At 65.9% G+C, this 14,895-nt stretch carries 19 protein-coding genes; 1 reads left to right on the top strand and 18 read right to left on the bottom strand.

Annotated elements, in window-relative coordinates; all coding sequences use genetic code 11:
* Positions 1 to 56 precede the first annotated feature (56 nt).
* The 15 genes from ACH49N_RS37245 to ACH49N_RS37175 form a co-directional block, all read right to left on the bottom strand.
* Entirely contained in the window at positions 57 to 1,442 is a 1,386-nt protein-coding gene (locus tag ACH49N_RS37245) for a hypothetical protein (protein ID WP_358278102.1), read from the bottom strand.
* 66 nt (positions 1,443 to 1,508) lie between these two features.
* The gene (locus tag ACH49N_RS37240) at positions 1,509 to 1,958 is read right to left on the bottom strand and encodes a hypothetical protein (RefSeq protein WP_358278104.1); all 450 of its coding nucleotides are present in this window, start codon (positions 1,956 to 1,958) and stop codon (positions 1,509 to 1,511) included.
* Positions 1,955 to 2,467, bottom strand: a complete 513-nt coding sequence (locus ACH49N_RS37235) for a MarR family winged helix-turn-helix transcriptional regulator (protein WP_358278106.1) — start codon at positions 2,465 to 2,467, stop codon at positions 1,955 to 1,957. The genes ACH49N_RS37240 and ACH49N_RS37235 overlap by 4 nt, the downstream gene beginning before the upstream one ends.
* Before the next feature lie 45 nt (positions 2,468 to 2,512).
* On the bottom strand, positions 2,513 to 3,037 hold the full coding sequence (locus tag ACH49N_RS37230; RefSeq protein WP_358278107.1) for a hypothetical protein: 525 nt from the start codon (positions 3,035 to 3,037) through the stop codon (positions 2,513 to 2,515).
* 50 nt (positions 3,038 to 3,087) lie between these two features.
* Entirely contained in the window at positions 3,088 to 3,735 is a 648-nt protein-coding gene (locus ACH49N_RS37225) for a hypothetical protein (protein WP_358278109.1), read from the bottom strand.
* Entirely contained in the window at positions 3,732 to 4,433 is a 702-nt protein-coding gene (locus tag ACH49N_RS37220) for a hypothetical protein (RefSeq protein ID WP_358278111.1), read from the bottom strand. Before ACH49N_RS37220 ends, ACH49N_RS37225 begins: the two co-directional genes overlap by 4 nt.
* Positions 4,434 to 4,486: 53 nt before the next feature.
* On the bottom strand, positions 4,487 to 5,020 hold the full coding sequence (locus tag ACH49N_RS37215; protein WP_358278113.1) for a hypothetical protein: 534 nt from the start codon (positions 5,018 to 5,020) through the stop codon (positions 4,487 to 4,489).
* 10 nt (positions 5,021 to 5,030) lie between these two features.
* Positions 5,031 to 5,690 (bottom strand): hypothetical protein, encoded by a 660-nt coding sequence (locus tag ACH49N_RS37210; protein ID WP_358278115.1) that lies wholly within the window; start codon positions 5,688 to 5,690, stop codon positions 5,031 to 5,033.
* Entirely contained in the window at positions 5,690 to 6,142 is a 453-nt protein-coding gene (locus tag ACH49N_RS37205) for a hypothetical protein (protein WP_358278117.1), read from the bottom strand. The genes ACH49N_RS37210 and ACH49N_RS37205 overlap by 1 nt, the downstream gene beginning before the upstream one ends.
* A gap of 99 nt (positions 6,143 to 6,241) precedes the next feature.
* On the bottom strand, positions 6,242 to 6,649 hold the full coding sequence (locus tag ACH49N_RS37200; protein ID WP_358278119.1) for a hypothetical protein: 408 nt from the start codon (positions 6,647 to 6,649) through the stop codon (positions 6,242 to 6,244).
* Positions 6,650 to 7,200: 551 nt separating this feature from the next.
* A complete protein-coding gene (locus tag ACH49N_RS37195) occupies positions 7,201 to 8,424 on the bottom strand; it encodes an FAD-dependent oxidoreductase (RefSeq protein ID WP_358278121.1) in 1,224 nt (407 codons plus the stop codon).
* Between the two features lie 2 nt (positions 8,425 to 8,426).
* The gene (locus tag ACH49N_RS37190) at positions 8,427 to 8,750 is read right to left on the bottom strand and encodes a 2Fe-2S iron-sulfur cluster-binding protein (protein ID WP_358278123.1); all 324 of its coding nucleotides are present in this window, start codon (positions 8,748 to 8,750) and stop codon (positions 8,427 to 8,429) included.
* Between the two features lie 52 nt (positions 8,751 to 8,802).
* On the bottom strand, positions 8,803 to 9,213 hold the full coding sequence (locus ACH49N_RS37185) for an SCP2 sterol-binding domain-containing protein (RefSeq protein WP_019747334.1): 411 nt from the start codon (positions 9,211 to 9,213) through the stop codon (positions 8,803 to 8,805).
* Between the two features lie 73 nt (positions 9,214 to 9,286).
* On the bottom strand, positions 9,287 to 9,598 hold the full coding sequence (locus ACH49N_RS37180; protein WP_019747335.1) for an EthD family reductase: 312 nt from the start codon (positions 9,596 to 9,598) through the stop codon (positions 9,287 to 9,289).
* Positions 9,599 to 9,618: 20 nt separating this feature from the next.
* Positions 9,619 to 10,971, bottom strand: coding sequence for a cytochrome P450 (locus tag ACH49N_RS37175; RefSeq protein WP_358278125.1), 1,353 nt, complete (start codon positions 10,969 to 10,971; stop codon positions 9,619 to 9,621).
* Positions 10,972 to 11,157: 186 nt separating this feature from the next.
* On the opposite strand from ACH49N_RS37175, the gene ACH49N_RS37170 reads away from it, so the two are divergent.
* Positions 11,158 to 12,195: an AraC family transcriptional regulator gene (locus ACH49N_RS37170; protein ID WP_358278127.1), complete on the top strand. Its 1,038-nt coding sequence runs from the start codon at positions 11,158 to 11,160 to the stop codon at positions 12,193 to 12,195.
* 493 nt (positions 12,196 to 12,688) lie between these two features.
* Here ACH49N_RS37170 and ACH49N_RS37165 read toward each other — a convergent pair whose 3' ends face one another.
* Genes ACH49N_RS37165 through ACH49N_RS37155 form a run of 3 tightly spaced genes read right to left on the bottom strand, consistent with a single transcriptional unit; the run spans position 12,689 to position 14,875 of the window.
* Positions 12,689 to 13,147, bottom strand: coding sequence for a MaoC family dehydratase (locus ACH49N_RS37165; protein ID WP_358278129.1), 459 nt, complete (start codon positions 13,145 to 13,147; stop codon positions 12,689 to 12,691).
* 14 nt (positions 13,148 to 13,161) lie between these two features.
* Entirely contained in the window at positions 13,162 to 14,742 is a 1,581-nt protein-coding gene (locus ACH49N_RS37160) for a long-chain fatty acid--CoA ligase (protein WP_358278130.1), read from the bottom strand.
* The gene (locus ACH49N_RS37155) at positions 14,732 to 14,875 is read right to left on the bottom strand and encodes a hypothetical protein (RefSeq protein WP_358278132.1); all 144 of its coding nucleotides are present in this window, start codon (positions 14,873 to 14,875) and stop codon (positions 14,732 to 14,734) included. Before ACH49N_RS37155 ends, ACH49N_RS37160 begins: the two co-directional genes overlap by 11 nt.
* Positions 14,876 to 14,895: the final 20 nt, after the last annotated feature.

The raw sequence follows: 14,895 nt of genomic DNA, 5'->3' as shown, positions 1-14,895 counted from the left end.
GTGAACAGTGCTCACCGGGCCGGCGGCTCAGTGATCAGCCTGCCGTGGACGGGCAGTTACCTGTCGTAGGCTCGCTGATCGACTCCCATTAGGTGGTCGAGCCGGAACAGGTGCTCCAGCCGGGAGGGGTCGCTTTCGTCGAGTTCGAGCTTCTCGATCAGCTCGAGCTGCAGGTCGACCAGGGACTTGTTGCGGCGGGCGAGGGTTTCGAACATGCTGCGCATCTGCAGCCGCAGGTGCGCCTGCTCACCGGCCAATCGCAGTGCCTGGTCGTGGATGTCGTCGACGGCGCGGGCGAGCTGGCCGAGCTCTTCATCGGTGTGGACGTCGATGCGATGGGTGGCCACCGCATCGGGATCGTCGCCGATCTTGATTCGTTCGATGGCCGCGGGCAGGTCGTGACGGGCGATCTGTCGGGCGGCTGTACGCAATCGGCGTAGCGGGATGAGCAGGGACACGGCCACCACGGCCGCCACGACGATGCCACCGAACAGCAGCCCGGCCACCACGGCGGTGTCTCGCCAGGCGGCGGTGCGCAACGCTGCGGATTTGGCGTCCACGGCTTCCCGGAGCTCGGTCGAGGAGGTCGTCACGGCACCGGTGTACGCGGACACGCTGGCGAACAACGACTGCTTGAGGTTGTCGAGGACGGCTTGTCCGGGGGCCCGGTCCACGGATTCGCGGAGCAGACTTGTGCGGGTGTCGATCTGGCTGCGAATGTCGGCGATATCCGGGTCGTCGGCGCGATAGCGGCGGGCCGGCCCCTCCACCAGCGCGGATTCGGTGCGCAGCGTGGCCAGTAAGTTCCAGATCTCGGCCGAAGGCGCGGTCGCCGACTCACCGCGCAGCACCGCAGTCAGTTCGACCACGGACATTCCCTGCTCGAACAGGGTGCGCTGCGCCGCCCACATGTCGGCGATCTGGTTGGCCTGGGCGGCCACGTCCTGATCAGTGATCGGATCGACGATCGCCGCGACCACGGTGGACAACGAGGTCCGGACGGTTTCGCGTTGCTCGGTGAGCACACTGGTGGCAACGGGACCAGTCCTGGCTTGGCCGCTCAGCGAGCGCCCCACGCCCAGAGCGTCATCGAGTGCGGCGGCCACCGCCGGGTCGAGGGTGACCGACCGGCGGGCGGTGTCGACGGTGGTGACCGTCGTGTCCAGCTCGTCGATCATCTCCTCGGTGACCGTGCGTTGCGCCAGGGTGCCGGCCACGATGGCCGCGGCGTTGTCGAGTGCGACGAGCTGGGGCAGTAGTTGGACGCCGGCGGCCATCTCGGTGAACGCGGTGGCCTCGCGCAACGCCGTCTGGACCCGCAAACCTCCCAGACTGACCGCGACGACGAGAGGAACTGCGAGCACCACGGTGATCTTCCACAGCAGGGGCCAGCTGGTGATCTTCCACCAGCGTCGCGGCGTTGTGGCGTGGTTACCGGCCATGGTGTCGAGCGAGCATGAGAAAGGGGGTGTGCAGCGGCGCCGAAGGGGACGGCGGGGTGGACATGATCATCGCGCGGTCGCGGCTCGGGTGGTGCGTTGGCGGTTTCCGGCGCCACGGATTCTCGGTGGTCTCGACGTGGCCTGCGACTGGCCCGGGGTGGGGAACGAGGTGGTCAGCACCGCCGACAGTTCGGCGCTGATTTGCCCGTCGTGCACCAGCTGCCACAGTCGCTCGGTGAATCGGGCACCCGTCATGCCGAATCGTAGGAAGGTTTCCTCGGTCGGCGCGCCCCCGTACGGTGCCCACTCGAGAGCATATTCGACGAAGTCCTGTGCCTCGGCGGTGAGTTCGTGCATTCCCTGCCACCGGAGCCACGCGATACGTCGGCGCTCGTGATGGTGGCGAGGCCGACGCAGGGGGTAGTCGTCCTCGACCTCACCGCGGGACTCAGTGTCGGTGTCGGGTGCGGGGTGCGGGGAGCGGTGGCGGGAGCTGCCGAGTACGGGTGTGCTCATCGCGGATATTCCTTTCGTTCCGTTCCGGAGTCACCCGGGACCAGCGGCGAATCGGGCGCACAGTGCTCGAGGTGGTCGCCGGGGGCGTCGTCGAGGCTGATCGCGGTCAGCATCCGGCGCAACGTCGAGGTATGCCGTGGTGAAAGGTGCGCAAGTGTCTCGGTGTAGAAGCTCGCGGTCAGCTGCGCCGCCGTGCCGAGGACTCGCCGATCCTGGTTTGTGCTGCAAATCAGGTTGTTTCGCCGGTCTGTGGGGTGCATCGTCCGCGTGACGAGGCCCTTGTGTTCGAGGTCCCGGACCAGGGCGACGATCTGGCTGGGATCGAGGTCGAGGGATTCGGCGATGACCCGCTGAGTCAGACCGGCAGGTTGTTCGCAGGCCAGCAGCAAAATGGCGTACGCACCTGCGCACAGACCGGTCGGAGCGAGGGCCGCGTTCGTTCGCCGCACGGTGCGGCCGCTCGCACACGAGAGCAGGAACCCGATGTCACTGTGCAGCCGTGTATTCATTGGGTCCTCCTCTCTCCGGGTGCCAAGCGAGGTTGGCGGTGGTTTTCAGTTACCGATGACCGGCAGGATCAGCGAGATCCGCAGTTTCGAGTCGATGGTCTGGCTCAGGGCGAGGGTCTGGTCGAGCAGCGGGCCGAGGGCACGCGCCTTGGCGTCGGCCTGAACGAGGGTGGCGGCGACCGACTCGGCGGGGACGGCGGCAGCGTTTGCCTGTTCGGTGGCGCCCTGGCCGGCGGCCACGATGCCTTGCAGCGGGGCATCGGCGGCTTGCAGTGCGGTCGACAGGGCTCCGAGTTGGTCACCGAGGGACCCCAAGGTGGCGTCGGCGCGGGTCAGTGAGTCGATCACCCCGACCACCTGCGGCATGCCCTGGTGGATGGCCACGTTCGCCGGTGGCAACTGCGCGGCCCCGTCCAACGCCTCGTCGGTGGTGTGGTTCACGATTCTTGCTTGGGCGACACCGTCTTTGAAGATGTCGTTGGAGATGCTCAGGTCGCGGGTGACGATCAGGATGCCCGCCAGCATGGCGATGGTGAAGCCCAGGGCGATCGCCCAGGAAAGCCGGAACATGAAGGTGTCCTCTCCCTCACTTCTCGATGGGTACGTCGAGAAGAGCGAGGTCATGGTGTCGGGGTGGGCGCCACGCCCAGCGGCGGAAGGTTCAAAGAGTTGACCGGCGGGCCGATTACGGCAAGGAGGGGACCGAACGCCTGGACGTGCCGGGCTTCTTCTTCGATGTTGGCCAGGGTCGCCGCGATCGCCGACCCTCGGGGGCCGAGTTCACCGAGGGTGCCCTGCACCGTGCCCAGGTTCTGTTCGATGCCTTGGAGTTGGGTGGTCACCGACCCGACAGCGGTGGACAACCCGCCCACTGTCGGAGCGGCCTGGTCGGAGTGTGCGGTGACAGCGGCAATCAGGTCGGGCAAGGGCCCGGCGATGGTGCTCACGTCGCGGGTGGAGGCATTGACGGTGATCGACTTTCCGGGCAGCTCCCCCGCCTTGGTGGTCAGCGTCTCCAGATCGTCGGCGAGCGGGGTGAGCGCCTGGATGTCGGCGGACAGTTGCGCATGCTTGGGAACGAAGATGGACGTCAGCTCGTCCAATTGGTCGGCGGAGGTGATCAGCTCCTGGCTGAGCGCGGACGGGCGGCCCAGTGGATCCTTCAGATCGTCGAGTCCGGGGACGAATCCGTTGACGGCACACAGGACGAGGGCCGGTGCGGCACCGACCGCGAGGACGACGGTGACCCATTGTTTCTTCGTGATCATCGCTGTCCTCCGGTCGGGGCGGGAATGAGGGCGTCCTGGGCGGGCACCAACGCGAGCTTGTTGTTGGTGCGGGTCAGTTCGGCGTTGAGTTGGTTGACCAAGTCGATGGCCTGGCTCAACTCGCCGTCGACCGAGGACACGGTGGTGTTGGCATTGGCAGAGATCTCGTGCAGCGATGCCGCCGAACCCTGCAGCGTGGTTGCCACCGTTTCGAGTTGCTGCGCGATCTGGGTGTCGCCCTGTCCGGCGGCGACCAGCGCCTGCGCGTCCGGCAGCAACGCGGCCAGATGATCGACATCGGCGGCGGCGGCGGTGTTGAGTTGGGTGAGGATGCCGGTCAACTCGTCGAGCTGGGCGCGGGCCGTCGCAGGTGCGGTCATGTCGGTGCGCTGGGAGAAAAATTCGTTGGTGATCCGGAAGTTGTCCACGGTGCTGCGGGCGCTGTCTTGTACCTGCAGGCCCTTGTGGATGGTCATCATCACCATGGCGAACAGCACGATGGCCAGCACCGCGGCGACGCGGCCGAGCCACTCGGTGGCCACCGCGTACCCGGAGGAGGTGGAGATCATCGACGTCGGCACGTCCGTCCGCCGCCGCAGCGCCACTTTCCGCCACCTCGGCGACGCGGCCGGCCCGTCGTGGCCACCGTGGGTGTGCTCGGGGAAGTCCTCGGGCGAAGGGTCGTAGCCCTGGTTCATCGAGTATGTCCAAACAGGAGTAGGAACGGGAAGGGGTGGGGCAGAGGTCGTGCTCAGCCCGGGAGCGGCAGCATCTGGTTGATGGTCTGCACCGACGCCACCGAGCTGCGCAGGTCCGTGACCAAGGCCTGCACCACGGCCAGGAGTTGGGTGCCCTGATCCCCGAACGCCTGCGCCGAGGACACCAGCGGCAGGACGGTGTTCTGCACCTCACCGAGAATCGCTTGGATGTTGACCAGTTGCTCGTTGGTCATCTGGGCGCCGGAGGTGTTGCTCGAGAGCATCTGCGCGGCAGGGCTGATCGCCTCGTCGAGTCTGGTCAACAGCGGGCCCAATGCCGCGGTGGCGTCGAGGGCGCCGCGTGCGGTGTGCGTCAGCTCGGTCAGCTGCCGCAGTTCCCCGGTGAGCTTGTCGTTGACGGCGACGATGTCCTCGGACGCGGCAATGCTGGTCACGTTCACCTGCTGCTGGTTGTCGAGGCGGTTGTTGAGGTTGAAGATCACGAACGCGAACAGGCTCAGCACGCCGACCGCCACGATCGACAGGACCATGCGGGCGGGCCCGCCGCGTCGTCCGAAGAAAATCACTGCTTGTTCCCTACTTTCCGGACAAATCGTTGGCGGACTCTTCTGCGGACAGTCGAGCGCTGTGCACCTGCTGCGCGGTCGCGCGGGCGTCGGCGAGAATGGCGTCCATGGCGGCGGTGTTGCCGGCCAGCGCCGCGGTGGCACCGTCGACCGGCGATTGCAGCGAATTGACGTGCGCGGTGAGGGTGTCCAGCGACGTCACGAGTTCGGTGACATTCGTGCCGGCAAGGTTGAGGGTGGCCTGGAGATCACCGGTGATCTGGCCGGTCAACGTCGTGAGCTCGGCGTCGACTGCAGCATCGGTGGCGTGCACGCTGGCCAGCGCGGCCTCCATCTTGTCCAGAGCCGTGAACGCCGACAGCGTAACCTGCTCGTGCTCGACCAGTTCAGTCAAGGCCGGGTTGTAGTTGTTGGCCGAGACCACTGCCTGATCGAGCCGATAGGGCGTGGCGGTCAGGTTGTACACCCGGGGACCGAGGTAGAACGCTCCGAGCGGAATCAACGCGGCCACCACCACCGCGCGCGCAATGTTCGTCTTTTTTGATGCCCTGACCGACTGCTCGGGCACCTCACCCTGAGCGTCTGGCACGGGCCATCCATGCGGATCGGTGGGGGCATCATCGGAACTCGTCGCGGCGCTGTGACGGTTGCGTCCGGACAGTGCGGTCATCAGTCGACCACCGAGACAAGGGCAATGATCCGCAGTGCCGTCACCGTGTGCGTCAGCAGGCCCTTGATGACGAGCTTGCGGGTCGCGATCTCCTTGAGCACCCGCCAGCCGCGATTGGTGAAAAAGCCCACCGGAATCAACCCGCCCGCCTTCATCGGCAGCTGTGAGACGTCGAGGATCTGGTCGACGGTGGCATAGACGGTCACGCTCGGCCGGCCGACGACATCGTTGAACACCACCGCCGCGTCGGTTCCCAACACGATGGTGCACGCGGTCTCGGTGTCGGTACTGACGATGGTGATCGGCCGAGGAATTTTGCGCGCGAACTTCACACGTTCGGGAAAACTCTCGAAATTCTGACCGAGTAGCGTGCCGACGATGGTGGCGACGCCGTTTGCTTCCGGCCCATCGTAGAGGATGACGGGGTACCCGGTAGGAGTGACAGTTGTCATGGCGGGGGCCTTTCAGGGGCAGAAGGGTGATGCTCTACGTCGGTGCGGGTCTCGCCTCGATCTGCAGGCGAGACCCGCACGACGCGATGCTGGAGAGGGTCACACGTTCCAGTCGGTATCGACCTGCCCCCACGACCGGAGGAAGCTGTTGAAGGCGTTCGCGTTCTCGATCGCCGCGGTGATCGGCCCCTTCACCAGCTTCAACTGACCCGCCATCAGGAGTTTCTTGCCCTCCGACGCACCCTCAGCACATTCGCGCCAGGTCGGCAGAGCCGCATCGATGATCACCCACAGATCGCTCTCGTCGAACTGGGCGGGGGTCCAGGAAACGATCTGTCCGGCTTTCCATTCGACGTGAGTGACCAGGTCCTCGCGGCCGAGGGTGCCGAAGGCCATTCGGTTGGTGAATGTCGCGGGATCCTTGAAACCCTGGTACATCACCTCGTTGGCGTTACCGACGGCCTTGGCGGCGTCGCACCATTCCTGCGAGAAAAACGGATGACTCATCCGAAAACTCCTTTTGTCTTCTTCAGCGGGTGTGAACGAAAAGGGAACTACCCCTGGGCCAATCGAAGTGAGAGAACGCAGACGTCGCATCGGCAGACACCCTTCAGGCTTCCGCGCGAGCGTGATCGCACACCGATTGCGCGGCGTGCAGCACCGCATGTACTGAGCGTGCATTGTCTGGTCAACGGTCTGACCGCGGTAAATCGCGCTGGCATCGTTGACCTGTGACTGCGGGCCGCGGAAGGCAACGCGACCTCGGATCCGGGTGGTCAGGTCCCACTCCGCACTTTCCTCGTCTCACCTGACGCCTGTCGAGTGACTGCGCACCCACATCGACGCACACGGTGAACCGAACAAACATCGTCGTTCCGAGAACTCCTTCGTTCGCGTGGATCTTGGGCGCACTCATAGTGATCGGGATCACGAGCGTCGAGTGTTCAACTTCTGGACAATCTGCGGCAAGCTCCAGAGTGCGCCGAGTTCGTTCTCCGTGTCCTCTTACCGCGACCCTCCGGTGCCCGCCCGTCAGACCTCCGGCGCCGGAGGCGCCGTCAGACGGAGGCGAGCGCTTTCAGGTTGACGGTCTCGTCGGCGACCTGGTCGCGGGTGAGTGTCTTGCCGGCGGCGAGGAGTTTGCGGGCGGCCATGTGATCGCGGGTGCGGTTCACCGATTCGACGCCGAGCAGACGGTCCCCGGCGAAGCAGAACACCGAGAATGCACCCTCGTCGATCGAGCCGCGCACCACGGTGTGGTCGTACCCGGTGACCAGCCCGGCCATCTGCAGTTTGCTCGAGTACTGCTCGGTCCAGAACCAGGGAACACTCTGGTAGGGCAAGTCGTTGCCCACCAGTCGATTCGCCACGCACCGGGCGTGGTCGACGGCATTTTGGATGGACTCGAGCCGCAAACGGCCGGTGCCGGCGGTGTTCGGGTAGGAGGCGCAGTCCCCGATCGCCGAGATCGCCGGGTCCTCGGTCAGCAGATGCAGATCGACGACGATGCCGTTGTCGACGGCCAATCCGGCGCGGTCGGCGAGTTCGGTATTGGGGACCACACCGATCCCGACGACGATGAGGTCGGCATCGACCACGTCGCCGTCGCTGGTGCGCACACCCGCAGCGCGGCCGCCCTTGTCGACGATTTCGGTGACCCCGGTGCCCAGGCGCCAGTGCACGCCGTGCCGTTGGTGCTCGTCGGTGAAGAAACGGGAGATGGTTTCGCTGACCGCGCGGGCCATCGGCCGTTCCAGTGCTTCGACGACGGTCACCTCGGCGCCGTGTCCGCGGGCGGCGGCAGCCACCTCGAGGCCGATGAAGCCACCTCCGACCACGACGACCGAGCTGCAGGAGGTGATCGTCGCCGCCAGCTCCTGGGCTTCGGACAATGTGCGCAGGTACAGGACACCGGGGAGGTCGGCGCCGGGGACGGGCAGAACCCGGTTCCGTGTGCCGGTAGCCAGCACCAGGTGGTCGTAGTCGACTTTCGTGCCGTTGACCAGTTCGACACTGCGGCCGGTCCGGTCGATGTCGACCACCGGGTAGGAACAGCGCAGATCGATCCGGTGCGAGGCGAAGTAGTCCAGCGGCCGCAGCGCCACCGATTCGGGATCGGGTTCGCCCTTGAGATAGGCCTTCGACAGGGGCGGGCGCTGATACGGCACACCCGGCTCGTCACCGATGATGGTGACATCGCCGTCGAAACCCTTCGACCGCAGTGAGGTCGCGGTTTCGAACCCGGCCTGACCGGCTCCGACGATGACCACCGAGTCAGCCATGGTCACACCTGCGTTTCGGGGAGGCGGACGACCAGACCGTCGAGGTCGTCGGTGACCGGAATCTGGCAGGAGAGCCGGCTCTCGGAGGTGCGCTCGCACACGGTGTCCTCGAGCATCTCGTCCTCGTCGTCTTCGACGGGCGGCAGGCGATCCGCCCACGCGGAGTCGACGTAGACGTGGCACGTGGCGCACATCGCCTGTCCTCCGCATTCGGCGACGATGCCGTCGATGCCGGCACCGATCGCGGCCTGCATGATCCGCTTACCCGCAGGCACATCGAGATCCTGCTTGGTCCCGTCAGGATGGACGTAGGTGATGGTGGGCATGTCTTGCGCTCGCTTTCGAAATGGTACGTGGGGGATCGCCTGCCAGGTCGGGTCAGACGAGGAGGTCGTCGCGGCCGGCGTTCTTGAGGTCGTCGATGTAGATAGGGAACAGCGACTTCGTGCTCGGCACCAGCTTGAGGACCTTCATGATGGCGCCCTCGGTTTTGACCTGGCCCTTGGCCATGGCGAGGGTCATGTTGACCTTGCCCTGCCAGAACCGGTTGGCGGTGTCGGTGTTCATCCGCATGGTGGCGTTCGGGGCGACCGGGCTGTCCGCGGTGCTGGGATAGACCTTCTTGTTCGGCATGTCGAGCACGACCTCGCTGTCGGGGTCGGTGCACTTGACCAGCAGGACCGCCCCGGTGGCGGACAGCTTGGGGCCGAGCTCGGGGTCTTGGTAGGCCTTTTCGAAGATGCCGCCGACGAAGGTGTAGAGGTCGCTTTCATGGGTGAAACTGGGCACGGTGTCGAACCTTTCGCAGAAGGGGTGCTGGTGAGGCGTGTCGACTCATCAGTGGGATCGACCGGGGGACCGGTCAGGGGATGGTGATGTCTTCGTTGCTGAAATAGATGGTGGCTCCACCGGTGGCGAAGTTGGCGATGTCGGCGGCGGCTGCCTGCCCTTCCTCGGACCCGAACCCGGCGGCCGCCTCGTCCTTGTCGGCGAAGAAGATCTCGGCAAGGAGGTACGCGGCGGGCGGATTCCCGTCGAGCGATTCGCACTTTCCACCGGCGAAACGCTGCACGCCGGGGATCTTGCCGGCGATCGGCAGGTGGGTGCCGGTGTAGTACTCGTCGAACGCGGCGGTGTCGGTGGGTTGCCCGTAGGCGATGGTGACGCGGTACATGATCTGTCCTCGAGGGGTTGTCAGGGGCGGTCGGCCGGGACCGGGTTCTGGGCGGGGTCCCATTCGACGAGCACGTGCTCGGGGCCGCGGAAGGAGGTGTTGGGCAGGTAAGTGAATTCCTGTCCCTCCACCAGGCGCATGTGCGGCAGGCGGCGGGCCAGTTCACCGATGAAGATGCGCATCTCCTGCCGGGCCAGGGTTGCGCCCATGCAGGTATGGCTGCCCAGGCCGAACGTCAAGTGGCGGCGCGCATTCGGGCGTTCGATGTCGAAGGTGTCCGGTTCCGGGAACATCGACTCGTCCCGGTTGGCGGACGAGGTCACGATCAGAATCCGCGAGCCCGCCGGGATTTCGACGCCGCCGACCGTGGTGTCGTCGGTGGTCATCCGCCGCCAGGCGACGACCGATCCGGCGTAGCGCAGGCACTCCTCGATGGCCTTGTTGATCAACGTGGGGTCGTTGCAGAGCTTTTCCCACGCGAGGCGGTTCTCGAGCAGGGTGCGGAAGGCGTTACCGGAGGCGTTGGTGGTGGTTTCGTGGGCGGCGAGGATGCCGCTCATCATGATGTTCTGCAGGTAGTTGTCGGTGATCAGCTCGGGGTTCTCACGCTGGACACGGATGGCGTGCGGGATCCACCCGTCCGCGTCCGGGGTCTGCTTCAGCTTCTCGACCAGGCCGCCGGCGAATTCCCAGAACTGTCCCATTCCGGTGGCGACCCGGTTCTGTTCCTCGGCGGGCGGGCGTCCCCAGGTGAACAGGGTCTGCTGCATGCCGAACTGGCGGCAGGTTTCGATGTCCTCGTCGGGAACTCCGAGGAAGATCAGGGCGACGATGCACGGCACCTCGTAGAACAGGTCGTCGACGAGGTCGGCCGTGCCGCGCTTGACGAACCGGTCGACGTATTTGTTGACGACCTCGGTGATCCTTGGGGCCAGCTTCTCGACCTGCTCGGCCTCGAACGGTGCCATCAAGGCGCGCCGGCGCTCGGTGTGAATCGGCTCGTCCTCGTTGACGATGGTCGGGCCGGGGGCGAAGTCGTAGCGGTCGAGGATCTCGATCGCTTCCTCACTGACCGGCGTGATTTGCTCGAGGGTGATCGCCGCGGAGAACAGCTCGGGATTTTTGAAGATGTTCTTGATGTCGTCGTAGCGCGTGACGACCCAGTAGTCGAGGACGGGACTGTAGAAGACGGGCTCTTCCTTGCGGGCCAGCTTCAGCGAGTCACCGGGGTTGACCTGGTACGGGCCGCGGAACGGATCGAAGGAGGCGGCCTGATGGGAGATCGGGCACCCGGTGGGGCTGTGCGTGACGCTCGAGACGGGACAACCGTCCGGCGTCGTACTCACCGCGGGGCTCTCTTGCTGCACGGACATTCGCGCTCCTTGATATGTACGGGTGAGATGTGATGTAAACCACCTGATGTCAATAAGTGTGGGCTGGGACGCAGGACGCCGTCGATCCGCTATGCGCTGCGATTTGTCCCCAAAACGCAGGAATGCCGCGACCGGTAACAATAAGGGAACCTTGCTATTGTTCTGTGACTCTGGTCTCATTGGGGTATGTCCATCCCAGAGGGCGGTTCGACCTCGGTATCGGCCGTGAGTCGCGATGTCGACGAAGCGCGTGCGCTCGGTGGTCAGATCTACTATCCGCATTCGGTGCGGGTGCTCGGTGATTCCCAGCAGTTCAGCATGCGTCTGGACGCGGCGGAGATGGGCCCGGTAACGATGGGCTGGCTCTCGTACGACACCGAGGTGAAGATCGAAACCGGTAATCTCGGGGACGCCTATCACGTGAATCTGCCGGTGACCGGTCAGCTCAAAACCGGATCGGGCGCCGACCGGGTGATCGCGACGCCGTCACGGGCGGCGATCTATCGCGCCGACCGGGGGTCGGTGCTCCAGGGCTGGGGCGATGATCCGTGCCGGATGCTCGCGGTGAAGATCGACCGGCGCGCCGTCGAGGAACAACTCGAACTGCTCGTCGGCAAATCCGTCCGTGCTCCGATCGCGTTCGAGCTCGCCCTCGACATCACCTCCGGTCACGGACACCAGTGGTGGGCGGTGCTGCAGGCCCTTGCCGATCAACTCCGAAACGCCGACTCGCTCTACCGCCATCCGCTGCTGGTGGCACCGCTGACGCAGAGTGTGATCGTCTCCCTGCTCCTGGCGGCGCGGCACGACTACAGCGCCCAGCTGGCCGCCGCCGTCGATCCGGCCGCCCCGGCGGCTGTCGAGCACGCCAAGCAGTACATCGAGGCGCACATCGACGAGCCGTTGACAGCGGTCGAAATCGCCGCCGCGGTCGGGGTGAGTTTGCGGGCACTCCAACACGGTTTTCAAACCTCATTGCAGACCACCCCGATGCGGTACCTGCGCGATCTGCGGCTGCGCCGTGTTCGCGCCGAACTACTTGCCGCGGACCCGGAGCAGACCGGTGTCGCCGAGATCGCCTACCGGTGGGGTTTCAACCACCTGGGCCGCTTCGCCGGCGAATATCGCAAAATGTTCGGCGAAAGCCCTTCGGAGGCCCTGCGGTCCGGGCCCCACCGGGCTCTGTCGACCCGCGGCGCCCTGTACTACACCGGTGGCAGCTGACGGATCGGCAGCTGACCGATCGACCCCGAGGCTTCGCCGCGGCCGACAATCGGTGACCGTTCTCAGCTCACCCGGACGGGCAGCTGGGCGAAACCCCGCGTCAGATTGTTCAGCGCCCGTACCGCGGGCCCGGCGGGGGTGAGGGTCTGGCACCGTCTCGCCAGGGCCCCGACGACTGCGCCGACGACGAGAACGGCCAGATCCTGGCCGGGGCAGGTAAGCGCCCGAGCCGAAGTCGAGGTGGTCGATCGGGTTGCGGGCCCGTACCTGTTCGCAGCGGGTCAGCAGCCACATGTCGTGGCGGGGCAGGTAAACCGCCGGGCCCAGTTCCTGCATCCGCTCCCACAACGGGTACGGGTTGCTCAATGCCGCGTCGGAGAACAACTCGGCATCGCTGAAGACACCGTTCAGCGTCGCGGTCACGAATGTCTCCTCCCGCCATCCTGGTTGGCGAAATCTCGGGATTCGGCCTGGATGTCGGCCAGGCCGTCGGTCAGGCGTAGTAGCGGTACACCATCTCGGCGATCACGACCGGTTTGTCGGAGCGGTTGCACTCGACCGTGCCGGTCACGGTGACCTGGTACCCGTTGCCCTTGACTTCCTCCACCGCCGCTACGGTGGCACCGAGACGCACCTTCGACCCGGCCGGTACCGGCGCCGGGAACCGGACCTTGTTGAGACCGTAATTGACTGCCACCGACAGGTTTTCGATGACCAAAAGTTCTGACCACAACGGAATGAGCAAGGACAAGGTGAGGTATCCGTGGGCGATGGTCTCCCCGAACGGTCCGGTCTTGGCACGTTCGACGTCGGTGTGAATCCACTGGTGATCGTGGGTGGCGTCGGCGAACTTGTCGATGTCGGACTGGGGGACCGGGAGCCACTCGCTGACACCGAGGTCGCGGCCGACCAGGTCGAGCAGTTCCTTGGGGGTGGTGACGGTGGTGGGCATGATCCGGTGTCCTCTCATCGAGTGTTCAGCTGGGCGGCGGTAGGGTCAGCGGCCGCGAGGTCGCGCAGCTGGGCCCGCTGGATCTTGCCGGTGGCGTTGCGGGGGATCTCGGAGACGAACCGGAAGGTTTTCGGAATCTTGTAGCGGGCCAGATGTTCCTGGAGATACCCGTTGACCTGGTCCTGGTCCAGTTCGGTGGCACCGGCGGTGACGACGAACGCCGCCCCCACCTCACCCCACTTGGCGTCCGGGACCCCGACGACCGCGGCCGAGACGACACCGGGATACCGGGACAGGACCGCTTCGACCTCGGCCGGGTAAATGTTCTCGCCACCGGAGATGATGATGTCCTTGACCCGGTCGACCACCGAGGTCCACCCGTCGTCGGCGGTGGCGACGACATCGCCGGTGTGGAACCATCCGTCGCCGGTGAACGAGGATGAGGTGGCCTCGGGCCGGTTCCAGTACCCGGCGAAGACGTTCGGGCCGCGTACCAGCAGTTCACCCGAGCGACCCGGCCCCACCGGTGTCGCCGTCTCTTCCGAGGCCAGGGCCACATCGGTGTAGAAGTGGGGAAAGCCGACCGACACCGGGTGTTCGGCCGCTCCGTCGGGGATAGCCATGTACACCCCGGCGGCGGCCTCGGTCATCCCATAGCCCTGCAGCAGTTGCACCCCCCGGTCCAGCCATGCCGTGGCGACCCGCTCGAGGACCGGGGAGCCGCCGTAGACCAGATAACGCAGGGAGCTGATGTCGGTGCTGTCCCAATCGGGGTGCTCACAGAGCATCTGCAAGATGGTCGGCACGGCCGAGAAACTGGTGATCGACTCGCCGGCGATGGTCGCCAGCACCTCGCCGGCGTCGAATTGCTGCACCGGAATTACCGTTCCGCCCTTGAACAGGGTCGGCAACGTGACCTGGTTGAGTCCGGTGACATGGAACATCGGTGCCAGTGCGAGTGCCCGGTCGGTGGAGAGCACATCGATGTGGGCGAGTTGGTTGAGCGTGTTGAACGTCAGATTGCCATGAGTGAGGACGGCGCCCTTGGGGGTGCCGGTGGTGCCAGAGGTGTACAGGATCAGGCACGGATCGTTCAATCCCACGGCCGAGAAGTTCGCGGCCGGGTCACCGCCGGCGAGGAACTGCTCGTAGTCGGTGCAGGGCAGCGGACAGGTGACCGGATCGAGCGCGAGGACCTGCCGGACTGTGTCGGGGACGTGCCCGAGGCTCGCCGCGATGTGATGGTGAGTCGGCGCCAACACCAGCACCGTCACCCCCGCATCGCGCAGCATGTAGTCGATCTCGCGCGGGGACAGGCGGGTATTGAGCGGGACGAACACCGCACCCAACAGTCCACTGGCGAACAACGATTCGAAGGCGGGCAGGTCGTTGGGACCGAGGTAGGCGATCCGGTCTCCGGCCCGCACGCCGGCCGCCGTCCACGCCGATGCGAGTGCGGCGGCGCGGTCGGCGAGTTCGGCGTAGGTCAGCGATCGGGACCGGTGGGTGAGGGCGAGACGGTCGGGAGTGATGCGGGCGCGTCGCCGCGGCCAGCTTCCCAAGCCGGTGTCGGCGGCGGTGATGTCAGCGGGCACGGTGCGCTCCTTGTGCGCGCCGGGCGCGGCCCGGGGCCGGTGCGGGCATGACGGTCAACCCTGCGAGGGTGTAGGCCGGAACCAGGTCTGGCCCACTCCCGGTGACGACGGCGACTTTCCCTGTCGGATCCACGTTTTCGGCTCCTGTCGTGA

The organism is Rhodococcus sp. NPDC019647, assembly GCF_044389235.1.
Classification (GTDB): Bacteria; Actinomycetota; Actinomycetes; order Mycobacteriales; family Mycobacteriaceae; genus Rhodococcus_F; species Rhodococcus_F oxybenzonivorans.
The sequence above is the reverse complement of the archived record's forward strand: the minus strand, read 5'-3'. Positions and strand labels throughout refer to the sequence as shown.